At 47.8% G+C, this 23,394-nt stretch carries 32 protein-coding genes and 1 pseudogene; 16 read left to right on the top strand and 17 right to left on the bottom strand.

The genetic code is table 11. The features are described 5' to 3' along the window. Positions 1-94 precede the first annotated feature (94 nt). Positions 95-1,171: a sensor histidine kinase gene (locus CWE15_RS08905; RefSeq protein WP_126757738.1), complete on the top strand. Its 1,077-nt coding sequence runs from the start codon at positions 95-97 to the stop codon at positions 1,169-1,171. A gap of 2 nt (positions 1,172-1,173) precedes the next feature. Beyond that, positions 1,174-1,770, top strand: coding sequence for a response regulator transcription factor (locus CWE15_RS08900; protein WP_126757737.1), 597 nt, complete (start codon positions 1,174-1,176; stop codon positions 1,768-1,770). Positions 1,771-1,853: 83 nt separating this feature from the next. Here the strand turns inward: CWE15_RS08900 and CWE15_RS08895 are convergent, their stop codons facing one another. From CWE15_RS08895 to CWE15_RS08860, 9 genes and pseudogenes are all read right to left on the bottom strand, one after another. Continuing rightward, positions 1,854-2,300 carry a hypothetical protein gene (locus CWE15_RS08895; RefSeq protein ID WP_126757736.1) on the bottom strand — a complete coding sequence of 149 codons (447 nt, stop codon included), beginning with the start codon at positions 2,298-2,300 and terminating at the stop codon, positions 1,854-1,856. A 28-nt stretch (positions 2,301-2,328) separates the two neighbouring features. Beyond that, positions 2,329-2,610, bottom strand: coding sequence for a type II toxin-antitoxin system RelE/ParE family toxin (locus tag CWE15_RS08890; RefSeq protein ID WP_126757735.1), 282 nt, complete (start codon positions 2,608-2,610; stop codon positions 2,329-2,331). Further along, the gene (locus CWE15_RS08885) at positions 2,607-2,879 is read right to left on the bottom strand and encodes a CopG family ribbon-helix-helix protein (RefSeq protein WP_126757734.1); all 273 of its coding nucleotides are present in this window, start codon (positions 2,877-2,879) and stop codon (positions 2,607-2,609) included. The genes CWE15_RS08890 and CWE15_RS08885 overlap by 4 nt, the downstream gene beginning before the upstream one ends. Before the next feature lie 177 nt (positions 2,880-3,056). Then, positions 3,057-3,446: a DUF6404 family protein gene (locus CWE15_RS12050; protein WP_275065511.1), complete on the bottom strand. Its 390-nt coding sequence runs from the start codon at positions 3,444-3,446 to the stop codon at positions 3,057-3,059. A 57-nt stretch (positions 3,447-3,503) separates the two neighbouring features. Then, positions 3,504-4,454: a DUF5655 domain-containing protein gene (locus tag CWE15_RS08880; RefSeq protein WP_126757733.1), complete on the bottom strand. Its 951-nt coding sequence runs from the start codon at positions 4,452-4,454 to the stop codon at positions 3,504-3,506. Between the two features lie 103 nt (positions 4,455-4,557). Then, entirely contained in the window at positions 4,558-5,301 is a 744-nt protein-coding gene (locus CWE15_RS08875; protein ID WP_126757732.1) for an HNH endonuclease, read from the bottom strand. Positions 5,302-5,408: 107 nt separating this feature from the next. Further along, complete coding sequence (locus tag CWE15_RS08870; RefSeq protein WP_126757731.1) at positions 5,409-5,777, bottom strand: DUF6794 domain-containing protein; 369 nt, start codon at positions 5,775-5,777, stop codon at positions 5,409-5,411. A gap of 89 nt (positions 5,778-5,866) precedes the next feature. Continuing rightward, positions 5,867-6,454 carry an SEC-C metal-binding domain-containing protein gene (locus CWE15_RS11975; RefSeq protein ID WP_198675002.1) on the bottom strand — a complete coding sequence of 196 codons (588 nt, stop codon included), beginning with the start codon at positions 6,452-6,454 and terminating at the stop codon, positions 5,867-5,869. A 270-nt stretch (positions 6,455-6,724) separates the two neighbouring features. Beyond that, a pseudogene (locus CWE15_RS08860) lies at positions 6,725-7,695 on the bottom strand (integron integrase). 377 nt (positions 7,696-8,072) lie between these two features. On the opposite strand from CWE15_RS08860, the gene CWE15_RS08855 reads away from it, so the two are divergent. The 8 genes from CWE15_RS08855 to CWE15_RS08820 all read left to right on the top strand — a co-directional run bounded on the left by CWE15_RS08855 (position 8,073) and on the right by CWE15_RS08820 (position 11,152). Then, positions 8,073-8,369 carry a type II toxin-antitoxin system RelE/ParE family toxin gene (locus CWE15_RS08855; protein ID WP_126757730.1) on the top strand — a complete coding sequence of 99 codons (297 nt, stop codon included), beginning with the start codon at positions 8,073-8,075 and terminating at the stop codon, positions 8,367-8,369. Positions 8,370-8,372: 3 nt separating this feature from the next. Continuing rightward, on the top strand, positions 8,373-8,714 hold the full coding sequence (locus CWE15_RS08850; protein WP_126757729.1) for an addiction module antidote protein: 342 nt from the start codon (positions 8,373-8,375) through the stop codon (positions 8,712-8,714). 89 nt (positions 8,715-8,803) lie between these two features. Then, on the top strand, positions 8,804-9,055 hold the full coding sequence (locus tag CWE15_RS08845; protein ID WP_044629029.1) for a type II toxin-antitoxin system Phd/YefM family antitoxin: 252 nt from the start codon (positions 8,804-8,806) through the stop codon (positions 9,053-9,055). Then, on the top strand, positions 9,045-9,329 hold the full coding sequence (locus CWE15_RS08840; RefSeq protein ID WP_126757728.1) for a type II toxin-antitoxin system RelE family toxin: 285 nt from the start codon (positions 9,045-9,047) through the stop codon (positions 9,327-9,329). Before CWE15_RS08845 ends, CWE15_RS08840 begins: the two co-directional genes overlap by 11 nt. Before the next feature lie 86 nt (positions 9,330-9,415). Next, positions 9,416-9,964: a hypothetical protein gene (locus CWE15_RS08835; protein ID WP_126757727.1), complete on the top strand. Its 549-nt coding sequence runs from the start codon at positions 9,416-9,418 to the stop codon at positions 9,962-9,964. 176 nt (positions 9,965-10,140) lie between these two features. After that, complete coding sequence (locus CWE15_RS08830) at positions 10,141-10,422, top strand: type II toxin-antitoxin system Phd/YefM family antitoxin (protein ID WP_126757726.1); 282 nt, start codon at positions 10,141-10,143, stop codon at positions 10,420-10,422. After that, a complete protein-coding gene (locus tag CWE15_RS08825; protein WP_092592437.1) occupies positions 10,419-10,721 on the top strand; it encodes a type II toxin-antitoxin system RelE/ParE family toxin in 303 nt (100 codons plus the stop codon). Before CWE15_RS08830 ends, CWE15_RS08825 begins: the two co-directional genes overlap by 4 nt. A 92-nt stretch (positions 10,722-10,813) precedes the next feature. Further along, a complete protein-coding gene (locus CWE15_RS08820; RefSeq protein WP_126757725.1) occupies positions 10,814-11,152 on the top strand; it encodes a tRNA-binding protein in 339 nt (112 codons plus the stop codon). Between the two features lie 214 nt (positions 11,153-11,366). On the opposite strand, the gene CWE15_RS08815 is transcribed toward CWE15_RS08820, so the two are convergent. The 5 genes from CWE15_RS08815 to CWE15_RS08795 form a co-directional block, all read right to left on the bottom strand. Then, positions 11,367-11,708, bottom strand: coding sequence for a DMT family transporter (locus tag CWE15_RS08815; RefSeq protein ID WP_198675001.1), 342 nt, complete (start codon positions 11,706-11,708; stop codon positions 11,367-11,369). Between the two features lie 4 nt (positions 11,709-11,712). Then, positions 11,713-13,095, bottom strand: a complete 1,383-nt coding sequence (locus tag CWE15_RS08810; protein WP_126757724.1) for a diguanylate cyclase — start codon at positions 13,093-13,095, stop codon at positions 11,713-11,715. 69 nt (positions 13,096-13,164) lie between these two features. Continuing rightward, on the bottom strand, positions 13,165-15,078 hold the full coding sequence (locus CWE15_RS08805) for a hypothetical protein (protein ID WP_126757723.1): 1,914 nt from the start codon (positions 15,076-15,078) through the stop codon (positions 13,165-13,167). A 78-nt stretch (positions 15,079-15,156) separates the two neighbouring features. After that, complete coding sequence (locus CWE15_RS08800; RefSeq protein WP_126757722.1) at positions 15,157-15,780, bottom strand: hypothetical protein; 624 nt, start codon at positions 15,778-15,780, stop codon at positions 15,157-15,159. Positions 15,781-15,922: 142 nt separating this feature from the next. Further along, the gene (locus CWE15_RS08795; RefSeq protein WP_126757721.1) at positions 15,923-17,128 is read right to left on the bottom strand and encodes an MFS transporter; all 1,206 of its coding nucleotides are present in this window, start codon (positions 17,126-17,128) and stop codon (positions 15,923-15,925) included. 143 nt (positions 17,129-17,271) lie between these two features. Between CWE15_RS08795 and CWE15_RS08790 the strand changes: the two genes are divergently transcribed. Both CWE15_RS08790 and CWE15_RS08785 read left to right on the top strand, forming a co-directional pair. Next, on the top strand, positions 17,272-17,478 hold the full coding sequence (locus CWE15_RS08790) for a helix-turn-helix domain-containing protein (protein ID WP_126757720.1): 207 nt from the start codon (positions 17,272-17,274) through the stop codon (positions 17,476-17,478). A gap of 1 nt (position 17,479) precedes the next feature. Further along, a complete protein-coding gene (locus CWE15_RS08785; RefSeq protein WP_126757719.1) occupies positions 17,480-18,091 on the top strand; it encodes a hypothetical protein in 612 nt (203 codons plus the stop codon). A 55-nt stretch (positions 18,092-18,146) separates the two neighbouring features. On the opposite strand, the gene CWE15_RS08780 is transcribed toward CWE15_RS08785, so the two are convergent. Next, positions 18,147-18,743, bottom strand: coding sequence for a fasciclin domain-containing protein (locus CWE15_RS08780; RefSeq protein ID WP_126757718.1), 597 nt, complete (start codon positions 18,741-18,743; stop codon positions 18,147-18,149). A gap of 98 nt (positions 18,744-18,841) precedes the next feature. Between CWE15_RS08780 and CWE15_RS08775 the strand changes: the two genes are divergently transcribed. After that, positions 18,842-19,063 carry a DUF1653 domain-containing protein gene (locus CWE15_RS08775; RefSeq protein WP_126757717.1) on the top strand — a complete coding sequence of 74 codons (222 nt, stop codon included), beginning with the start codon at positions 18,842-18,844 and terminating at the stop codon, positions 19,061-19,063. Between the two features lie 39 nt (positions 19,064-19,102). After that, entirely contained in the window at positions 19,103-20,092 is a 990-nt protein-coding gene (locus CWE15_RS08770; RefSeq protein WP_126757716.1) for an LLM class flavin-dependent oxidoreductase, read from the top strand. Here CWE15_RS08770 and CWE15_RS08765 read toward each other — a convergent pair. Further along, positions 20,076-20,267, bottom strand: a complete 192-nt coding sequence (locus CWE15_RS08765; RefSeq protein WP_126757715.1) for a YfhL family 4Fe-4S dicluster ferredoxin — start codon at positions 20,265-20,267, stop codon at positions 20,076-20,078. The two genes, CWE15_RS08770 and CWE15_RS08765, sit on opposite strands and share 17 nt — an antisense overlap. After that, positions 20,267-21,613: a prephenate-dependent tRNA uridine(34) hydroxylase TrhP gene (gene trhP / locus CWE15_RS08760; RefSeq protein WP_126757714.1), complete on the bottom strand. Its 1,347-nt coding sequence runs from the start codon at positions 21,611-21,613 to the stop codon at positions 20,267-20,269. Before trhP ends, CWE15_RS08765 begins: the two co-directional genes overlap by 1 nt. 189 nt (positions 21,614-21,802) lie before the next feature. Here trhP and CWE15_RS08755 point away from each other — a divergent pair, with 189 nt between their 5' ends. Together CWE15_RS08755 and prpB are read left to right on the top strand one after the other, a co-directional pair. Next, a complete protein-coding gene (locus CWE15_RS08755) occupies positions 21,803-22,504 on the top strand; it encodes a GntR family transcriptional regulator (protein ID WP_126757713.1) in 702 nt (233 codons plus the stop codon). Further along, entirely contained in the window at positions 22,501-23,382 is an 882-nt protein-coding gene (prpB, locus tag CWE15_RS08750) for a methylisocitrate lyase (RefSeq protein WP_126757712.1), read from the top strand. The genes CWE15_RS08755 and prpB overlap by 4 nt, the downstream gene beginning before the upstream one ends. Positions 23,383-23,394 lie beyond the last annotated feature (12 nt).

The raw sequence follows: 23,394 nt of genomic DNA, 5'->3' as shown, positions 1-23,394 counted from the left end.
TAGGATTTGTCAGCAAATGTGGGTGACAAATGTCACTGGTGTTCAAAGCGCTTGGCTTCCATAATGAAAAATACAAAAGCAAGGAGCCATACACATGCAAAAAGCCAACGACAAATACGCGTGGGTTTACTTATTTAACTTAGGCTTTTTTATATTGCCTTTGTTTATGTTCCCGTACGTTGCCTGGCAAATTGCGGTACAGGTGCTGGTGCTGTTGGTTTTTGTCGGCTTGTACTTTTACTGCTACCGCGTGCCAAACAAGCACATGAAGTGGCCTTTATTGGGCATGTATGGGCTTGCGTGTGCTGTCACGCCTATGAACAGCGGCTCAATTGCGTTATTTAGCTATGTGGGCTTTTTTATTGCCTTTGCTTACAGCTGGAAGCTGGCGTTACCGCTGATTGTGGGTTTAGTGGCCACCCTGGTATATTTTCAATTTGGGCCGGGAACCCCGTGGGAGTTATTTTTCCACTACGGCATTGTTATTGTGCTCACAGTGAGCTTGTTTGGTCGAATCGAGCGCATTCGTTGCCGCCACCAAATGCAAGAGCAGCGCAGTGAAGAAGAAATAGAACGCTTGGCTCGTTCGGTAGAGCGCGAACGCATTGCCCGCGACCTACATGACATTTTAGGCCACACCCTTTCGAGTATTATTTTAAAAGCCGACCTCGCTGAAAAGCAGTTAGAAAAGCGCGATATACCCGCCGCCCAACAACAGTTAAGTGAATTAAGTAGCATCGCTCGCACCAGCTTAAGCCAAGTCCGAAAGAGTGTTTCTGGTTATCGTGCCGGTGGCTTGCAGCTGGAATTAAATCGGTTAGAGCAGCGGCTACAAGAAGCCGGTTTTGCGACTCAAGTTCATGGGGCACCACCGCAACTCGACGGGCCCTTAGAAACCGGTATTGTCTTGGCGTTAACTGAACTTGTGACCAATATTATTCGCCACAGCGAAGGTGAAACCTGCCATATAACCTTCCATGAAAACCAGCAAACCTATTCTATTCAAGTGGTCGATGACGGCCACTGCGTTGCGTACCATGCTGGCAATGGCTTGCAAGGCGTGCGCGAACGCATTGAAATGCTCGGTGGCGACGTGAATATAGCGACAGATCAAGGCTATGCCGTGGCCCTGCAAGTACCAAAGACCTTACAAGAAACAGGGGAAGCCTAGCCATGAAACTGTTATTAGCAGAAGACCAAACCATGGTGCGTACCGCCTTAGCCAGCTTGCTCAGGCTGGAGTCGGACTATCAGGTAGACGAAGCTGTAGACGGCGCCCAAGCCAAAGCATTATTAGAACAAAACCATTACGACATACTGCTAACGGACATTGAAATGCCCCACATGACCGGGCTGGAGCTGTTGCGGTGGGCAAAGCAGCATCAGCCGCACTTGCTAACGGTTGTGATTACCACCTTCAACCGTTCTGGCTACATAAAGCGGGCCATTGCGGAAGGGGTGAACGGGTTTTTGTTGAAAGACGCCCCCATTGAAGTGCTGGTGGAGTCGCTGCTCAACATTCAAAACGGGCAACAAGTGATTAGCAATGAGCTGCTGCTACAAGCCCTAGACGACCAAGACCCATTAACCGATAAAGAGCGTAAAGCCCTACGCTTAGCTGGCGAAGGACTAAGCACCGCCGCAATTGCCGAAGCCTTGTTTATTGCCGAAGGCACCGCCCGCAATTATTTGTCGGAAGCCATGAGCAAACTGCATGCCCATAACCGCACCGAAGCCGCACGTATAGCCCACCAAAAGGGCTGGTTGTAATAACGGCTGGCTAAACGCCGGAGGTTAGCAGTTCAGCGAGCGTTGGCGTACCAGCGGCCAACGGAAGTGAGTGATGTGTCTGGTTAGGAATTGCTTGCACCTAAAGCGGACCACTGCTGCCAAGAGCCTAGGGCAAACAGGCCGCCAATAAACAAACAGAAACCAGAACTAATGAACCAAAACGTCAGACTGTTTTCTGGGAACATTGGCATTAATTTAACAAAGGAAACGCCACGAATTAAAAATATACTGGCAATGAGGATTAACGCTAATTTTGTTAGAGGTAACCGTTTAATTAAGCCCGCACCCGACAGCCCATAAAACCCCCACACCAAAAGCACTATGACAAGAGCAGAAGTGACAATGGTCGGATACCAAAGCCCTTGCTCTGCCATCTGAGCCATTTGTTCGCCAGCACCAAAGAAACGATACCAATCGCCTCCAAATACAATACAGCCCAAATGAACAAGTGCAGTGGCGAAACAACATATCGACGCAGCAAGAAGGTATTTATTACTAGCAGTATGCATCTTTACTCCGGAGTGCCTGGTTAAATTACTATCGTTCACCTTCAAGGCCATGCCATACCCGGAGAATGATGATGGAACTGGCATGAAGTGAGTATCGAACGACGTATTTTCCAAAAGCCATATCTCGAACGGAGTCTGACACCGGAGCCATTTCAACGGGCGTGCCCATTTCGGGGAAGTCTGGGAGCAGTGCGATTTTGCCAACCAGTTCGGTGGCAATTTTTGCTGCCGCCGATGGATTGTGGACGTCAATGCATTCCCGCAAACGCTTCAATTCTTCGATGGCTTCATCCGCGTAAACCAGTTTCACTTACCTGACCTCGGTGCATCCTGCTCGTTCTCGCCTCCCCAACTATTAAGCCAGCTATGCACCTCGCTGGCATCAACAACCTTGCCTTGGGCGGCAGACTCCATTGCCTCTAACGTTTGTTTCCACCGCTCTTGCTCAAGCAGCTGCTTTTCTATGTATTCCGACAGTGCTTGGTTAATTACCCAACCTTTGCTGCGCTGCAGCCTAGCTGCGATAGCTTCTAGGTGCTGTTCAACATCGGCTTGGAGACGAACTGTGGTGACACCCATAACATACTCCCTGAACTTGAAACTACAATGTATTACGTCATAGTCTGGTAGATGCGACAATAGGTTTAACGCCCCAACTGGTTAATTTTTAAGTAGTGACAACTATCCTGCCAGAGGGGGGAGCGAAGCGGAAAGCCGCTTCAAATTATCCGCCTGCTTCGCTTGGTTAGGCATCCCCTATTCCGTGGGTAAATCTACCCAATTAGCAAGTTGATGCTTCCGAGCGGACGACTTGTAGTAGGCGGCCATAGCAAGGCCGAAGAAGACGCCCGCGACTAACGCGGAGGCTATGGCGCCAGATACGGGTAAACCCATGGAGCGCCACTGGACAAGCCACATCAGGACTCCCCAGGCAGCAGCAAACCATAGCCCCGTTGAGAGCGCGTTCGTCAGAAAGCTATTGTAATGCGGAGGCTTAGCTTTGACGCCTAGCTTCCAGAGAATAATCAGCGCCGGTGGCATACTATTCGACTTCCAGATGCCGGGCTCTTTGAGCTCCTGCATTGCAGCTTCCTTTTTTTTCGAAAGACACGTTAACTCCTTATATTTGCCTAACGCCTTGCTCACCTGAAAATTGGGAGCGCAGCGAGTAATTTTCCGCGTGCAGCAACTTGTTAGAAGCCATTAGCCACCAACCTTGTTATACGCCATTGCTATAAACTCTTTAACTGGTTCAAATTCCGCCTCCGAAGATACGGTGAACTCAACATCACCAGTACCGTAATGGCCTATTGATGTTACATCTCGATAATTTTTAGTTCCCTTTGGAATATCCGAAGGCTTGAGCTTTAAGAACAGCTTGATGTTTTTACCCTTAACTTCCATACAAGCGATGTTCTGGGAGATTTTGTAAGCAACGTAGAATTTTTTCGGGACTTCTTCAATTGATTCATCAAGGCCAATGATAAACTCTCGTATAGTTGCTGTTAACTCTTGGATTTCCTCACTTTTTCCTTCGAGCCTTTCATCAAAGGTATAGGTTGCCGTGGCTCGGGTTAGCGCGGCTTTTTTGCCAGCCTCTACCATAACAGGATTTTTGTATCCATTATCAGATGTGGACGAAGACGTTGTTACTGCCGATGATTTTGCAGTATGAAAAACTTCTTCCAGATAAAGAGAGTTGTTTGAAAATAAGCGATATTTCCATAGTTCAATGTTTGCGCCCATAACCTGAACGGCATGCAAATCATATTTCTTATAGTTTGGTGCAATGCATATAACCCTAACATCAGACCAATCTACCTTTACACCATTTCCCAACCGCTTTTGTACCGCGATCTCAAAATCACCCTTGTGATCTTGAATCCAATACAAGTAAAAAAGGCTTTGATTAATAAGCTCTGATGATTCGACTTTTTTGTACTCGATAATCACCGGATTGTCTTCTTCTGATAGAGCGAGACTATCAATTCGACCTGCGTGCTGTGCACCGGTTGAAAACTCACTGGCAACGAATCTGCAATTGAAGACCGTTTCAAGGTTTTTCTCTATCAGGGACTGCAAATCCTTTTCTAGAGCAAAGTTCTTCTGCTCAACAGCAGATAGCTTGTCTCCTGAAATATCGAAAATCGGCACTTGATGTTTACTCCATTGTTTCTTTGGCTTCTAACGCCGCGCTCTGCGGAAAATTTGTAGCGCAGCGGAAAATTTTTCCGACAGCAGCGCCTTGTTACGTGTTTTACTCACTCTTGGTCAGATGCGCCTTAAGCTGTTCAACTGATAAAGCTGGCCTTGTCCGATGAATGATTGCATGGCAATTAGCACAAACGGGAATGAGATCCTTCACAGGATCAAGCACATACTCTTGTCTTATTTCAGAGAGCGGCACTATATGGTGCACATGGATGTACTTCTCGCCGATCTGCCCATACACCGCCTCAAAGTCAAAACCACATACGGAACAGCTATAGCCATAGTGAGCAACACACTTGGCTCGTGCATCGGCACTTCTTTCATAGGTATTGACTGAAACTGTTCTAGACGCACCCTCAATGTAATTCTCCGGACTGTCTACTTCCTCGGCCAGTTGATTTCCCATTACGCCATCGGAGGCATACCATTTGTCACCGACGCGTTTCAATATTTTATTTGAAAGTTCAGGAATAAAACCATCTATTTTTGCCGGGCCCACTCCATTCTCATCTTTATTTGCATCAGAGTAGATAATTGGAAATGTTTGAAGCTCATATCCCTCTTCCTCAATTAACCGGATATGCTCTCTGGACTGCTCATACGCAGGCTGCTTCCTTCCCCTTGCGCTGTATTCCCATGTATCACTCAGAATGAGCGACGTATCACCATCAGTATTAGTGTCCCATGCGCCAAATATGATGATTTTCTTATCCTCATTGATGAATGACCAGCTCCATGTCCAGTTTTTGCAAGTAGCGCCCTGCGCTTCTATGAATTTTTTCCTACTCACGATTCAGCACCCAATCACCCAATTCTCATGACACGTAACGCCGCCAACACAGGCCGAGCGCAGCGAGGTCCTGCCCCAGCTTCGCTGGGGCGAAGTGCTTGGCATTGTTACATGCTGTCATGTACCAATTCCCAAACGAGCTCCATGATTACAGATGAGGCGCTATCGGGATGCATATCTTGTTCTCCAGACATAGCTGCGCATGATTTCCTAACGGGTGAATCTTCACTCCATAACCCGTAGCTATTCCTGATTCCCATTCCCCACCCAAAATGAAACTGTATGAGATCTTCTTTCTCTGTTTCTTGTAGCGTATTGATGCTTTCTTGATCTAGGTTTTTATAGATATCCAACGCTGTTTCTTTGCAAGTGCGTGATGCCTTTGTGTCAGTTTGGCTTTCCGCACTACTTTCTGGAACGGAACTACAACTGGACAATACCAAACAAATAAATACAGTTAGAAGTAGCTTATACATCTCAATTTCCTTACGCATGTAACGCCCGCAACACCGGGCAATTTGTAGCGCAGCGGAAAATTGATCCGCGTGATTGCGCTTGTTAACTTTTATGCCGACAAATAACAGCACTTTTTATATTTAACACCACTTCCGCATGCGCACGGATCGTTTCTCTTTTGCTTCTGAGGTGCTGTTGGTCTAGGTGGAGCCAATTTTTGAATTGATTGCTCGATAGAGCGCTCGATAATTTGTTCTATCTCTCTTTCCGGCACGGGCTCGTCTTTGAAAGTGCCGTAGGCTGCAATCATTAACCCAATAGCTGTTAATATAATTCCGATGAAACCGTACAATTCAGACCTTGTTTGCGGCAATACAGAAGCGAAATTCTTTAACTCAGGAACTGTTTCTTGTATGTTTGCCTGGACTTGTTCTTTCGAAAGATTTCTCTTTTGCGCCTCAGCCAGTACAGCCGATAATTTCTGTAACTGCTGAACTGTCTTAATACTTCCTTGCAGTAACTTTATTGCATTGCCAGTGATGTCGTAAACGCCATCAGGTACATGGCCCATGCCTCCGCAGCTTGGGCAAGGACCTACTCGATTTCCGCTTAGAGTTACATTCCTACAATTTTCAAATACGAAGCCAGAACCAAAAATAGCTCCACAGTTATCGCAAAATGCTGGCATCTCTGGCATGGAGCCTCCTTGAAAGTTAACATTTGTATACTAGGCATGCGCGGTGTATCTAGCACGCAAAAGAAACTACAGGCCATTATTAACCTGCAGCTTAGGACTATATTACCACTAAGAAGCAAACCACAATCCGTGCGTGCTTAATTAACCTAATGCCTCTGCCTGTTAATTATTTGTAAAGGCACAGCTTATCTAGCTTGTAGGGGTTAAGCAAGTTCATATTGAGCACAGTACGAGTCATATTATGTGCGGTACTTAAAAGCATAATTAAAATTATGTTGCCCCTTTTAAACGATCTAAAGGGCTCATGGTGCCAGCATAATGTTGGCCAATGACGTGTGTGTATATTTGAGTAGTACTTACATCGTTATGGCCGAGTAGCTCTTGCACCGTGCGGATATCACAGCCGTTTTGAAGCAAATGGGTAGCAAACGAATGCCTAAATGTATGGCAGTTCACTTTTTTGTGTACTGCTGCTTTCACTACAGCTGGCTTCAGCGCTTTACGCACAACACTGTCATGTAAATGATGCCGGCACAGCTCGCCTGTAATCGGATGAGCGCATAACTTAGAGGACGGAAAAACAAACATCCATCCTGGAGTTTTAAATGCTCTGGGGTACTTCTTTGCAAGAGCAAACGGCATAGACGGGCCAACACCTCTTTCGTTGTCTCCCCTTTGAATAACAAGTGCCTCACTGATTAAATTTGTTAAGGGTTCGATTAAGTTTTGGCTCAATAATGTTTGCCTGTCCTTATTACCCTTACCGTCACGCACAGTTACTGAGCAAGTTGTTAAACAGATATCCTGTACTCTAAGCCCAAGGCACTCGCTAACCCTAAGTCCACTGCCATAAAGCATTTCGATAATTACACGATTCCTGCCCTCTAGGTGCTTCAATATTTTTAGTATCTCTTCAGCAGTGAGAACAATCGGTAAACGCCGTTGTTTTTGTGCTAACTTAAAATCTAACTCCCCAAGCTCAATTTTTAACACTTTGTGATACATAAAAACGAGAGCATTCAAAGCTACTTTCTGCGTGTTGACAGCTACGAGGCGTTCAACCGCAAGCCAGGTCAAAAATCCCTTACTTCGTTTGCCCCCATATCTATTGGGTGCTTCATTTTATAAAACCGAATAAATTGCCTAATCCAATATAGGTAAGACTTTTCTGTCCGCAATGAGTATCCACGTAGACGCATTTCATTACGCAACATTTCCATGAATGGGCTAGGTGTAGCCAAATCAACCTCCATTGTTAATTATTATACCTATGCATAAACTTAGCTTATCGAAATGCTATTTTCTTGCTCGTTTAGCTAGGCGATCGCGCATATTAACAACTTGTTCATTTTGCAGAAGCTGTTTAGAGTAGGCCTATTAGCAAGTTAAGCGTGTATATTTTACAGGCTTATACCAGATAAACGCGCATGCATGGTTTGTAGCAAGTGAAATACTAGTAGAACGCAGTCACTGACCTTTTGGCATAAGCTTTTCAGCGTGTTTTACGCTCTTAATACACCATGCATGCCTAGTATATAAATGTTAGAAGGTTCAGTTATACACTATTTGTCTGTTAACCATAGTTGACAGGGTAATATTCGTTAACTATAGTTCACACATGATTGAAATCCGAACAACAACAGCGTTCTCCAGATGGTTTAAATCTCTCAAGGATCGCAGAGCGAAAGCGAGGATTCAGGCGCGTATCGATCGCGTGGAGATGGGACACTTTGGGGACGTAGCACCAGTAGGTGATGGTATAAGCGAGCTCCGCATCTTCTACGGGTCAGGATACCGAGTCTACTTTGTTCAAAAGGGGCCTGTTGTTGTGATTTTACTTTCAGGTGGTGATAAAAGCTCTCAACAAGCAGATATCGCTAAAGCCAAAGAAATTGCGAAGCAATTAGAGGTATAGGCTATGAATGTTAAAACTAAACGTTGGGACTCAGCAGAACATCTTAAAACCCAAGAAGATGTCCAGCTTTATCTTGAGGCATGCATTGAAGAGGCCGGTGACGATCCGGCATTTATTGTTCATGCTTTAAGTGTTGTCGCTCGCGCGCAAAATATGAGTCAGCTTGCGAGGGATGCAGGACTGACACGGGAAGGGCTGTATAAGGCATTATCACCAGAAGGTAACCCTACCTTTGCTACTGTAGCTAAAGTTGCTAAAGCGCTTGGTCTGCAGTTAACCATTCAGGCGCCTGCTAGTTCACCTTCTAACAATCAATTGCATGCGTCCGGTATAACCGGCGCATGAATTGGGCGTTATGGCTCAATTTGCCTCTTGCCAGACTCATTTAAATGACCTAAAATATGACCAATATTTAGGTCATTAATGAGGCTTGTATGCGCCAAGTATTAGCAGATTTCTCTGTAAGCATCTCAGAATTAAAGAAAAATCCATCATCATTGCTGTCCCAGGCCAGTGGTTCCCCGATTGCTGTTCTGAACCATAACAAGCCTGCTGCATACCTCATACCTGCAGATACGTATGAAGCAATTATGGAAATGATTGAGGATTACGAACTGGGCAAGCTGGTCGAAGAGCGCCGTGGTGAGCGCGCAGAAGCCATCGCGGTGTCACTGGATGACTTATAAGCTGAAATTTGTACCCTCAGCACTGAAGGAATGGAAGAAACTGAGCGCTCCTGTAAAAAGTCAGTTCAAGAAGAAGCTTGAGGAGCGCCTTATTAATCCAAGAGTGCCTTCGGCGAAGCTTGGAGGCTACAGCTCCGTGTACAAAATCAAACTACGATCAGCGGGCTACCGTTTGGTTTACGAAGTGGTGGATGAGGAGCTAGTCATCTATGTCCTTGTCGTTGGTAAACGAGAGAAAGGGAAGGCTTACCGGAGATTGAAGGACCGAAAATGAGGCTGGCAGCACGCCATAACAAGCAGTTGCAACGGACGCATAAATGCTGCGCCAGTGTTTGAGGCGTTATGTTTCAAGGAATTAAGATGAAAGCTTATGCACTTATTTGTAGCCTTCTGCTATTTACTCCCGCAATTGTCACAGCATTTCAGTCGATAGATAACCAGTCGGTGAAACGAGCTCTAGAAGAAGATCAAGCGTCGCGTTCGGAAGAAAACTTTCAACAAGGTAAGTTTCCTAAATTCGCCGATGAAATGAACAGACGTTTGCTGGTGTTTATAGCGCTATCTAGGGGAGAGCTTGTAACAGCAAACGACTTTTACCATGCAGCGGTAATCTTGCAGCACACAAATCTTGAACACGTTGGCGATACATTGCGAAGTATGGGTACTGAAAATCACTTGTTGGCTCATTTTCTTGCGAGACGCGCCCGCGAACTAGGGCATTCTAATGTTAACTGGCTTTTGGTCGCTACCTACAATCGCTATTTGGAATACTCTTCGGTACATGATTTTGACCGGTACGCTTTAAAATTAGACGGTGAGATAATAAAGGCTAGAGCTGAGGTGGTGACAGACGAAGATCGCATCGCCGTCGGTTTAATTCCAGTTTCAAATATTATGGATGGGCTATAGACGTGTTAGGCGACAACAAGCCTCAATCAATGTTACTGCTAATTCTATTTTTGTTGATGATAGTTGTTCTGTTGCCATCGTGCGCTCTGCGTTTTGCTTAGGCAATCCTTTTCTTGCGAAATTCTATATTGTAACGTACATTTGTAAGTACATTGAGTTGTACATAGGTGATGCCAATGACAAGAGTACGTGTAGACGAAGATATTCGACCTCTATCTGAATTTCGGGCCGGAGTTGCAAAATTTGTGAAGCAAATCCATGAGACGCGGCGCCCAATGGTACTAACACAGCGTGGCCGCGGGGTTGCAGTACTCGTTGATGTTCACGAGTACGAAAAGATGCAAGAGCGCTTGGAAGTGCTCGAAGAGGTTTACCGCGCTGAAGAGCAAATCGCTAATGGTGCCGGAATTTCTCATGAAGATGCGAAATCACGCATTTTAAGTAAGCTAGCTCAATGAAGGTAGTTTGGTCTCCGCTTGCGCTAGAGCGCGTAGAAAGTATCGCTCAATACATTGCCGAAGATAAGGCGAGCGCGGCGTTACACTGGGTTGATGGTTTATTTTCTTGCGTCGATCGCTTAGCTGAATTTCCGGAGAGTGGGCGAGTCGTCCCTGAGGTGCGTTTGCAGCGTATTCGAGAAGTGGTGTTTGGATCTTACCGAGTTATCTATAGCATCACAAATCAGGTGGATATTCTAACTGTTCGTCGCAGCAGTCAGTTATTGAAAGCCTCTGAGCTCGGTGTGGATGAAACATAACAAGTCAATGAATTACGCGCCTGCGGCGCCGGACGAGCTAAAGCACGCCGGTTATTTCGGGCGTTATGTACAAAAAATACTCAAGGTGAATTATGGAACATATTGATTGGGGTGACTTTCAAAAAGTCGATATCCGCGTTGGAACCATTGTTGATGTCGAAGACTTCCCAGAGGCTCGTCGGCCTGCTTTCAAATTAAAGGTGGATTTTGGGCAAGAGATCGGTCTTAAAAAGTCTAGTGCTCAGCTCACTGCTCTATATGCAAAAGAAGAACTTCTCGGCAAGCAGGTGCTAGCAGTAGTAAATTTCCCACCAAAACAAATTGGCCCCATTATGTCTGAGTGTTTAGTGACTGGTCTGCATCGTCCAGATGGTTCTGTAGTTCTGTCAACAGTTGATATGGAGCTACCCAATGGAACACGGCTGGCATAACAAGGCAATGTTGTCGGACTTGGGCTTCCCCCGAATCAGTGGACATGTATCGATAACTCTGGCCAGGGAGAAAAGCGTTGCCGAAGCGCTGGATATTCACCCTTGCATGCTGTCACGCTGGCATTCTTTCTAGCGCCTGTTTACCGGTTTATTTTCAAGCACCGCCATAAAAAGCTTCGTTCTTTCTATGATGGCCGAGGTGTCGTCTTTTCCACTAAGAACTCACCACCTGCAACCCCACCACGGAAATAATAAGGGTGCTTAAGAAAAACATGCGCCAGAAGGTAACGGGCTCGTGGAACCAAAGAATGCCTGAGATAACCGTGCCGATGGCGCCAATGGCGCCCCACACGGCATAGGCGGTGCCAACAGGTATGGCTTTTTCGCCGCCCATGGCTTTAAACAGCAGGTACATGCTAATAGCAACACAAACAGCGAAGGTGCACAGCCAAAAAGCTAAGGCTTTGCCGGTGGCGCCTTGTGCTTTCCCTAAACTAACCGCAAAGCCTGTTTCAAACAGGCCTCCGATAATAAGTAACACCCAGTTTATGCTCATTGTGTTAGTTAAGCTCCTTTGAATAAATAACCGTTGAGTTACGTCCGTTGTTTTTTGCCTGGTAAAGGGCTTTGTCTGCTTCTCGCAAGATCACTTGATAGTCAGGATGGCCGGAATACAGAGTTAAGCCAAGACTTGCTGTCACCTTGGTTGTTTTATTTTCAGGTAGGTGAATTTTTTCTTTTGCGACGAGCTTACGTAGCTTTTCTGCTACTTGGAATGCGGCCTCTTCTTCTATGTCGACGAGGACCACTAAAAACTCTTCTCCACCCATGCGAAAAACAAAGTCGCTGCTTCGGCAAGCACTCATAAGTAGTTGACTGACTTGCTGTAAAACGGAGTCGCCGGCTTCATGGCCAAATTCGTCATTGATGGACTTAAAGTAGTCGAGGTCAATGATAACAGCGGCGAACCTACTATTATGCGCTCGTGCGTGCGCTATTTGACGCATCATAACCGTTGGTAAAAACTTTCGGTTTAATAGGTGTGTAAGTACATCGCGGCCATGGTCCATTTCACTGCTGCGGGTGAAAAGCTCGTCGAGATGAAATTGAATGGCTTGGGTTTGGCTGCGAATAAAGCGAAGCGCTTCTAGCTTTTCCGTAGGGCTTTGTTGTTCACTTAAAACGAAGCCTAATCGACTGTCGATTTCGGTAATGGCTTGCTCAATGAGTTTGGTTTCTTTGTAGTCGGCAAAGGCGTGCGCGCCTTTGTGATGAAACCAGAGGCCGAATTCGCACAAGCGTAAAGCGGAAGGCTGGCCGCTTTCACTACCAAAGGTATGCTGAAACATCAGCTTGTTTTCCCAATTAAGTAGGGCTGCCTTTTGCCGCTCGCGCTCTGCGGCTGAGTTTTGCGCAATGGAGTACATGCGATAAATTTCTTCCGAGCGCACACCCGCCTCGGTCGAGGTGGTATAAGCAAGGCTCATGAGCTCCATGGCAATATCAATGAGGTCACTGTACAGCTGAAAACAAGCGACCTGTGTGGCAGGGTCAAGCGCTTGCTCCTGAAGCAGTTCGGCAAAATGTTTTTTCAGGCAGCGGGCACCGCGAAGCACTAAATGAATTGGTAATTTAATGCGAGCATGTACTTCGCCTACTTTCACTTGCTGCTGCAAAGTTGCGTCTAAGTCGTAGTTTTCGGGCACTTGAAAGAGGTTAATAAGCCAGCGTTGAAGCGACTTGCTGAGCCGTTGCTTTACTTCGTCGTGAGATAAAAAGGTAGATGCATCGTCATCGCTCAGCATATTGGCATAGAAGTAGCGGGCAAGCTCTGCACTGTGCTGTTCGACAAGCGAGGTAATAATGTTTAAATGCGGGGCATGCTGTTCTTGCACAAGTGATTGCCAATCGGATTTTAATCGTTCACTGACTAAACGCTGCATGATGAAACTCTTTTCTGGTTATTGAAAAAGGGGCTATACCAGCCCCTTTTTTTCATGGAAATGAGCAAATTAGCTTTGCTCGCCTGGCTGGTCTTCATTTGAAGACTCTTGTTGATTACGCAAGTAACCCGCGGCTTCTTCGTCTTGCTTATGCGTAAGCGAGGCGCTGCCGTCGGTTTGGCCACGTGAGGCTTGGTTTACCCGCAAAATGTTTTCGGCTTGCTGTAAGTCCTTGGTGTTGGTAAACCCGGCAATGGTTTCCCGGCCGCGCAAGAAGTCACGTATCTCTTGTACCATGATATCAAGCTCGTCTTGGTTTTTGTGCATCGACATGACGTACCGCGGCATTTCCACGTTATTCTGCCCACTGCTAGCAAAGGTGCTGGTGGTAATGCGCGAGCTAACAATCCATGGGGTAATGGACGACTTCACAATAACGTTTTCGCTGCGGGTTGAGTCGTGTATGGACATACCGGTAGAAATTTTCGACTCGGTAAAAGTACCTTCCGTTTTCATGTACATCAGCAATGAATTGAATTGTAATTCGGCCCAAAACACATGGGTGAAGCCTTCTAGTAAGCGGCCCATCATGGAAACGATAAGGAAGGCAAACAAGGTGGTGATAGCGCCAAAGAGAACTGCAGAGCCTTCATTGAGCATGGTTTGGAAGCTTTGTTCGTTTAAGTTGTCGAAGCTGTAGCTGGTAATAAAGGCGTGAACGTCGACCACTTTGCTGGTTAAGGCTAAAAACAGCAGCGCTGCGGCCACCATGAATACCTGAGCCAGCACAGTGGCAGCAAGGCGTGTTGCTGCAAAAGCCGGTTGGTCTTGGTGTTTAGCGTAGGCAGGCTGGGTTTCAATAAGCAGCTCACCGGAAAAGTCGCCTTTGCCTTGGCTTTGCTCGTTTAAACGCGGATTAAAGTCGATATAGGTTCGGTTGGGCACTTCTTTATAACGACGGTTTGCCAGCACAATATTCTCAATATTGATGAATATCTCGTTTGGGTGCACCGACTCTTGTAGGTTTTCTCGGTACTCAGCAACTTCGGTGCTGGTGTTAATGAGGTTGGCTCTGTGCTTCACCAAGGTGAGTACTAGCCCCGTGGTAACGGCGGCGAGGGTAAGCATAAGCAAGAATAAGGGCCATGCGCTAAACGACGTCATGCCGGCGGTATATTCAGCTAGCTGCGCGAGGTCTTGTGGGCTTAAGTTGTTTACAAAAGAATGGTAGCCAAACCCAATCAGTACGGGAAAGACAATGGAGAAGGCAATAATTTTAGCGACGCTGGCTGCATTCGCGCTTTGCATGGTTTTTACCTGATCTAAGCGCACGCTAACGGCGGCTTTACGCCAGGCCGCAACTAAATAAAGCAGCAACAATACGGAAAAGGCTGGAATAATAATATGTCCTGCCGTTCCGGTTAAACCACTGGAGGCCACAAAGTAAGTGAGCGCAAAGGCCAGCATGGCAATAATGGTGGTGGTAACGGCGGAGAACACTTGCTGCACCACGTTGCGAATGGGGTAGGGCATAAACACTAAACGCGGGAACACGGAATGAACCAGGCGGCCCATCCAACCTTGTGGCTCGGTGAAGGTTGCGTTTTTGCGGCCCATCAGCATGGACTCAAGCGTACTGCTGCTATAGGCCAGTGAGCCTTTTTGGGCTTCTAGTTTGGCGTTTTCTCGTTCACTCTTGGTGAGGTTCATGGCTAACGATGAAGGCACCGAGCGGCCAACAAAAAACTTAAACATTTGCATCAGGCCGCTACCACAGCGGCGTAAGCCTGTTACTAACAGCAAAAAGCCGGCTGCGGCATAAATCCAAGCAGTGAGGAGTTGTTCTTCAATAAACGAGGTGACTTGTAGAAGCGCGTACACGCCAAGTAAGGAAATAAGGGTGCCGCTAATAAAGCGAATGAAGCCTTCTTTTTTAAACGGGTTAGCAATGCCTAACCCGGACGAGCCAAAATCGTAAGCCATAGTTGTTCCAGTAGGTTGTCATTATTGTTAGTTCCAGAATGCTACCACAACAACGGAAGGCAAAAAATTAAATTCAACTTATTGCATGAGCTTTAAATTGGCGTTGCCTACACCAACTTTTACTTCAACAAGGCTGCTGCCCATGCCCATAGCTTGGGTGTCTGACGTGACAATGGCGCGGCTAGTGGTTTGGTTTGCGGTGCCAGACACATGGGTGTCGCCTACACCCGTGGCTAAAGTGACATTGCCAACATCTGCGAGTTGAGCGGTGAGCTCTGCATTGCCTACGCCGAGCTTAATACGCGTGTTGTCGCTAGTAAGGGCTGCTTGCAGGTCGCCAACACCGAGCTTTATCGACAAGCTGGCAACCGGCGGTATGGTGAGGACCAAGTCGGCTGCGGCGTTGTCTTGGTCGAACGTAATGCGCAGGGTGTCGCCGTCTGTGGTAATTTCAAAGTCGGCATTGCTGATGTCTTCAGAACGTCTAAACCAGCCATTTGAATTGCCTTTAATGGTGCCGGTTAGTTGGGCTTGCGAAGCATTTTCTGCGTGTACAATGCGCACATTCCCCACAGAATGCTTTAATTCAACATGTTCAATACCCGAGAACGACAGGGCGTGTTCAACCGACTTGCTATTTGCGAAACTAGGCATGGCCACAAAGAGCAAGGCAGAGAGTGTAATGGACAGAATGTATTTCATAATAAACCTCAGTATAGGCAGTGAAAGAATATGGTGTGTTCGTGCCATAGACTGAGCAAGGCTTGTGCCAGTTTGTAAGTTATTGATTTATATAGGCTACCTGTTTTTCCCGCAGGGGGGAGTTGTAAAAGTAGGCGAACAATTAGTGGTTTTCACTAACCCGGCTATGACGGCGCCGTTTGAATTGCCAGCTCCAGGTGACCACAGCGACCAATACAATGGCAGGTAACATGGCCAAGTTTAATGTTGCCCATCCTAAGCTGTGTAATAGGCTGCCAGCTAAAAGCGAGCCGGCCGCGGAAAAACTGAATACAATCAGGTCGTTGGCCCCTTGTACCTTACCGCGTTCAGCTTCTGTGTGGGTAGTGGCCACCAGCGCACTGCCACTGATAAACAGGAAGTTCCAGCCAACGCCAAGAAGCACCAGGCTAAACCAAAAGTGGGTTAAGGTTTCGCCGGCAACCGCAATGGCGATGGAGCCAATAAACACCACGACACCGGCGAGTACAACGCGGTCGACGCCGAATCGGTTAATGAGGCTGCCGGTGAAAAATGAAGGTGCAAACATGCCCAGCACATGCCATTGAATAATAAAGGCCACATCTCCCATGTCGTACCCGCGAGCGCGCAGGGCAAGGGGGGTGGCGGTCATCACCAAAGCCATGACCGTGTAGCCAACGGTGCCGGAAAGCAAAGCCACTAAAAAAGTAGGCTGACGCACGATGGTTTTTATGGGGCGTTCGGTGTCGCTGGGTTGTGGCTCGCCAGGTGCGGGCACACGTAATTGGCTAAGTAGCAGTAAAGCAAGTGCTGTGAATACCATGATCATCACGAATGGCCCCGCATTTGGTAGGGAGGGGATTAGTTGCACCATGCTGCTTGCGTTCCAGGGACCAAGAAACGCAGCTACGAGTCCTGCGGCCATGACAAAGGACATAGCTCGGGTACGGAAAGTAGGGCTTGCAACATCGGCCGCAGCAAAGCGGTAGTACATAGCAAACCCTTGGTAAAAGCCAATGAGCATATTGCCAAGACAAAACAGCAGAAACGAAGCGCTGGCAATGGCATACACACTTAAGGCGGCCCCGCCAACTCCCCCAACAGCAGCACCTGTAATAAAGCCCCGCCGCCTACCAACGCGCTTCATATAAAGGGAAGCGGGCAAGGTAGTAAGTAAAGAGCCGATCATCATTAAGGAGATAGGCAAGGTGGCAAGGTTTGGGTTGGGACTGAGCTCTTGACCGATGACGCCACTAAGGGTGGTGACGGTGATAGTGGCCACCATAAACAGCAGTTGGCTTATGACTAAAATGGCAACGTTCTTTTTTTCATCGGCGTAGATCGACATGGCGGTGGCGCTCTTATAACAGGGATTGAGTAGGGTGAAACTTATTATATAAGAGAGATCTAATATTATCACGACAAAAGTAATTTACGATAAACATAAAATAATTATTGATATACGCTAAATAAGCGACTAGTGTTTGTTTTATGAACATTCGAATTAATCTTGATATTGAAATGGCGAAAAAGAAACTGTCCCTGACGGAGCTGTCAGAGCAAGTCGGGGTGTCGATGACGAATCTTTCGCTATTAAAAAACGGCAAGGTAAAAGCCATTCGCTTTAGTACCTTAGCTGCCATTTGCCAGGTGTTGGAGTGTCAGCCAGGCGACATACTCGAATATGTAGGAGAATAAAATGACAACGAATACCTACGGATTACCCGCCATTGCCGCTGTTGTGCTGGCTATTCTGTACCCTTGGTACTGGGGAACTGCCTTTATGGGCACGGCAGACTTTGTACAGCAATTTCGCCACGACCTAACCACGCTGGGATTAAGTGACGCTTTGTTTGTTTTTATTGGAGTTTTGGAAATATACCTGTACCTCAGTTTGCGCCGCTTGCTGGCAGACAAGTTGAACCTTGAAACGGCAAGGCTGGCCTTGTTGCTCATGGCGGTGGCTGTGGGGGTATTTCAAGCAACGGTGCTGGTGGATGTGTTTCTAGCGTTATTTGGGGCGGGCATAGCCGAAGGCATGATAGACCTAGTGCTCATGAACACGGCCTTTGTCGCCCTAGCGGTGCTGTTTGTGTATGCAGTGTTTGCACTGATGCTGAGTGTCTCGTTGCTACGAAGTGGCCGCAGTGTCACCGCCGTGTTAAAAGTGTTTGCGGGGCTTTTAATTATTATTTCCCTGTTTCAAATAACGGTCGTGTTGAGTGTGTTTAATGTGGTTTTGTTCCCTGTGGCTATGTTGTTGCTCGCATTCTACTTTTTACGCAGTCAGGAAATGGTGGAAGTGGTGTAATAAAAAAGCCGCCCGAAAGGGCGGCTTGGGTGTCAAGCTTAAGGGATAGAACACACTATTGGCTATTTAAAGCAACTTCCACTACATTGGCTAGCTCGGCTGGAATAAGCACTGAGTCAATAATGTGTATCACACCGTTGCTGGCCTGAATGTCGGCCGCCACAATGTTGGCTTCGTTTACCTGAACACCATGCTCACTTGGGGTAATGGTGAGCTCGGTTCCCTCAACCGTTGGCTGTTGCTTTTGGGTTTCGGTAAGCTCGGTGCTGGTTAGGCTTTCATCGACGATGTGGTAGGCTAGCACCGCTTTTAAGTCTTCAGCGTTGGCTGGGTCTAATAAGTACTCTAAGGTGCCTTCTGGTAAAGCGTCAAACGCATTGTTCGACGGGGCGAAAACAGTGTACGGACCGCCATCGGCAAGAAGCGAGTCGAGCTGAACGGCTTCAAGCGCCTTGACCAAGGTGGCAAAGGTACTTTCTTGCGAAGTAATGTCTGCAATGGTACCTAAAGTGGCTTGTTCGTTCGCGCTTTGCTCTGGCATGGCTTGAGCTTCCACTACGGCTTCTTGGGGAAGTGCATCCGTTGCGGCATGAACACCGGTAGCAAATAGACTAACTGCAATAGCAACTGACGTTAATGTTACGTGTTTCATAAGGGCTCTCCTTTTATGGCCTCAGTGATTACAGGTCAAAGTGTGGAGCACCTTCGCTTGAATTTCATGGGGTTTACAGCTGTTTTACAAGGGTAAAAATGAACTTAACAAAAGGTATTTACCAGCATTACAAGGGCAACAAATACGAAGTGCTAGACGTGGTGCGCCACTCGGAAACTGAGGAGTGGCTTGTGCTATACCGGCCTTTAGAGGGCGACAGTGGTTTATGGGTACGCCCCTACGACATGTTCACCGAGTCGGTAGAGGTGGCTGGGAAAAGCATGCCCCGCTTTGCGTTTCTTAACGCAAACCATACGTAACACGGCTGTATTTGTTAGTTTTAAGTAAGCAGGAGAATTATGACCAAGTTATCAGTGCTCGACCTTGCGCCAATTAATGAAGGTGGTACGGCCCGGGAGTCGTTGTTGAACTCTGGGGATCTCGCTCAACACTGTGAAGCCTTGGGTTATCACAGGTTTTGGATGGCAGAGCACCACAATATGACCGGTATCGCCAGTGCCGCGACCGCCGTGGCCTTAGGCTATGTGGCAAGTCAAACGTCGCATATTCGAGTGGGAGCTGGCGGTATTATGCTGCCAAACCATGCGCCGCTGATTACGGCAGAGCAGTTTGGTACCTTGGAGGCGCTGTACCCAGGCAGAGTCGACTTGGGACTAGGGCGGGCGCCGGGTAGTGATCAGGCAACCTTGCGGGCGTTACGCAGAGCGCCAGAAAGCGCAGAAAGCTTTCCGCAAGACGTGCAAGAACTCTTAATGTACTTAGATGAGCCCACAGCAGGGCAAAAAATAAAAGCCATACCCGGTGCAGGCAGTCAGGTACCCGTGTGGATTTTAGGGTCCAGTTTGTTTGGGGCGCAGCTGGCAGCTCACTTAGGCTTGCCTTATGCATTTGCCTCGCACTTTGCGCCAGACTATTTGCAGGTGGCGTTGCAGGCTTACCACCAAAACTTCCAGCCTTCAAAATACTTAAAGCAGCCTTATACCATGGCCGCGGTGAATGTGTTTGCCGCCGACACGGAAGCAGAAGCAAACTATATGAAAAGCTCTATGCAGCTTCAATTTATCGCGCTGCGGCAGGGCAACCCAGGCCCGTTACAGGCGCCTGTGGAAAACATAGAGCAACAAGTAGACCCTGCTGCTTTAGCCGCCGCAAACCATGCACTGAAATACACAGCAAGCGGTACTGCGGAACAAACCCATGCGTACTTAGACAAGTTCGTGCAGGCCACAGCCGTAGACGAAATTATGCTGACATGCCACGCCTACGACCATCAAGCGCGCCGCCGCAGTTTTGAATTAGCAGCAGCTTGGCCTAACTCAGCGGAATAATACTGTCGACGGGGCACACGGGAATACATTGTGGCTCGTCGTAAAACCCTTCGCACTCGGTGCATAAGTCGGGATTTATTTCGTATATTTCGTCGCCCATAGCGATGGCGTCGTTTGGGCACTCGGGCACACATAAGTCGCAATTAATGCAGTCTTCGGTAATTTGTAAGGACATTAGCTTACCTCGTAAAAAGGAATGGGTTGCTCCTGACTGTCAGGCGTTTGCTGCTCTTCGCGCATCAGCATAGCGTAGGACAGCTGTTCGGTAGGTAGCTGCACAGGCGCTGGTATCCACACCTGATGGCCAGAGCCAGGCGCGAGCGATATGCTGGCGTGCTCTTTGTCTTGCATGTTTTCTAATTGAAAGCGGGTATTGCCCTGCGGTGTCATAAGCACCAGCGTGTCGCCTACGGAGAAACGGTTTTTCACCTCAACCTGAAGCCACTGGAGTGCTTCTTTCTTTTCTGCCGCCATGAGTTCACCCACTAATTGCTGCTGGCCAGTGCTGTGGCTGGTGGCGTAATTTTGCATTTCTTCTGGGCGTATATGACGGCGTAAAAAACCCTCGGTAAAACCGCGGTTGGCCATACCGTCCAGCTCGGTTAAGAGTGCCGGGTTAAAAGGTTTGCCTGCCACGGCGTCGTCAATGGCGGTGCGGTACACTTGAGCAGTGCGCGCCACATAGTAAGGCGACTTGGTACGGCCTTCTATTTTCAACGAATGTACGCCCATTTCAGTAAGTGCTTGTACATGTTGAATGGCCCGCAAGTCCTTTGAATTCATAATATAAGTGCCATGCAAGTCTTCAAACATGGGCATGTACTCGCCAGGGCGCTGGGGCTCTTCTAGCATAACGGCATCGTGTAGCGGTAATGGATTAAGCTGGCCCACGGCGTCTTCTGTGGCAGGGGTTACTTTATACTCCCAGCGGCAGGCATTGGTGCAAGCACCTTGGTTTGGGTCGCGTTTATTGAAGTAACCGGACAGCAAGCACCGGCCTGAATAGGCCATGCATAAAGCACCATGCACAAAGATTTCAATTTCCATTTCGGGTACTTTTTCACGAATTTCACGAATCTCTTCCAGCCCAAGCTCACGAGAAAGAATAACCCGTTCAACCCCCAGTTGGTGCCAAAACTTCACGGCCGCCCAGTTCACTGTGTTGGCTTGCACAGACAAGTGCAGCGGCACGTGGGGGAAGTGTTCACGCAGCAAATAAATAATGCCTGGGTCGGACACAATAAGTGCGTCTGGGTTGAGCGCAATAACCGGAGCTATTTTGTCGACAAAGTGTGTGAGCTTGCTGTTATGAGGGGCAATGTTGCACACCAGATAGAACTTTTTGCCCAGGGCGTGGGCTTCGTTAATGCCTTGCTCAAGGGTTTCTAAAGTGAAGCTATTGTTGCGCACGCGCAAGCTAAAGCGTGGCTGGCCTGCATAAACAGCATCGGCACCGTAAGCAAAGGCTAAGCGCATGGCTTTTAAACTTCCGGCAGGGGAAAGCAGCTCAGGGGATGTCATATAAATCTCGTACTACAAAGTGAATGAATACCGTGGCTGCATTTTAACGAATGAGTGGGCGCTAGGGTGTTGATCTAACGCAAGCTATTGGGGATTGGCAGAATGTGTCGACAATCCTGTGTTTGGTTTGGTTGAAAAGCATTAAATAAGGCTTTAATATGGAGCTTCACTCTCAAGGTGTCGACAATTATGCCTGCATACGCACTTACACAAAGCCCGACCTTGAAAGCTGCTGTCACGGCTTCCGACCGCGTTTTGCTGGAAATACAGCGCGCCATTGTTGAAGGCGACTTGCCCCCTGGCAGCAAAATAAGTGAGCCTGATCTTGCTCGGCGCTTTCATGTGAGCCGGGCCCCGCTGCGTGAAGCCTTAGCCCGCCTAGAGCGGTGCCACTTAATTGAACGCTTACCGAATGTGGGTGCGCGAGTGGTGAAGCTTTCGGTTGATGGGCTGGTTTCTTTATATCAACTGCGTGAAGAGTTGGAAGGCCTAGCCTGCCGTTTAGCGGCGGAGCAAATGTCCGACGAAGAAATTGAGCAAATGCAGGCCCTGCTAGACAAACATTTAAGCACGCAACGGGTGCGTGATGGGGAAAGTTATTACCAAGAAGCGGGCGACTTGGACTTCCATTACCGCATTATTTTGGGCAGCAAAAACCCTTACCTTATTAATATTTTATGCGACGAGCTGTATTTTTTGGTTCGTATGTACCGAGTGCAGTTAGGTATGAACGGGCCCCGTGTTTCACGGGCCTTTGACGAGCATAAAGCCATTTTACACGCCATTGCCAACCGCGACGGCGAGCTAGCCGACTTATTAATGCGACGCCACATTAGTGCGTCGCGCCACAATATTGAATTAACACTTAAAAATAACGAGGAACAAATATGACACAGGTAACCAGTGCCGGCGCGAAATTACGCCAAGCCATAGCAAGCGAACAACCGCTGCAAATTGTAGGCACCATTAATGCGTACACCGCCATGATGGCCGAGCGGGTTGGGCACAAAGCGCTATACTTGTCTGGAGCGGGTGTGGCGAATGCTTCTTTTGGTTTACCCGACTTAGGTATGACCTCGCTGAATGATGTGTGTGAAGACATTCGCCGTATTACCGGTGCGACGGACTTACCCCTACTGGTTGACGCAGACACAGGCTGGGGCGGTGCATTTAACATTGCTCGTACCGTAAAAGACATGACCCGTGCTGGCGCGGCTGGCTTTCATATTGAAGACCAAGTGGCGCAGAAGCGTTGTGGCCACCGCCCGAACAAAGAAATTGTGACGCAAGCAGAAATGGTCGACCGGGTGAAAGCGGCTGTAGACGCCCGGACAGATGACCAGTTTCTCATTATGGCGCGTACCGACGCATTGCAGCAGGAAGGGTTGGAAGCAGCTATTGAGCGGTCGCAAGCCTGTGTGGAAGCGGGAGCCGATGCTATTTTTGCGGAAGCCGTACATACCCTTGAACAATATGAAGCCTTCACCAAAGCCTTGAATGTACCGGTATTGGCTAATATTACCGAGTTTGGTGCGACTCCCCTGTTTAATAAAACAGAGCTGGCCGATGTTGGCGTTGGCATGGTGCTGTACCCACTGAGTGCTTTCCGTGCCATGAACAAGGCAGCACTAGGTGTATATGAAAACATTTTAGAAAAAGGTGATCAGAAAGACTCGATTGAACATATGCAAACGCGTATGGAGCTGTACGACTTTTTGAACTACCACGCATTTGAAGAAAAGCTCGACCAATTATTTACTAAAAAATAAATATAAAAATAA

The sequence above is a fragment of the Aliidiomarina taiwanensis genome (genome assembly GCF_003987015.1).
GTDB lineage: Bacteria > Pseudomonadota > Gammaproteobacteria > Enterobacterales > Alteromonadaceae > Aliidiomarina > Aliidiomarina taiwanensis.
This window is presented reverse-complemented; position numbering and strand designations above follow the sequence as displayed.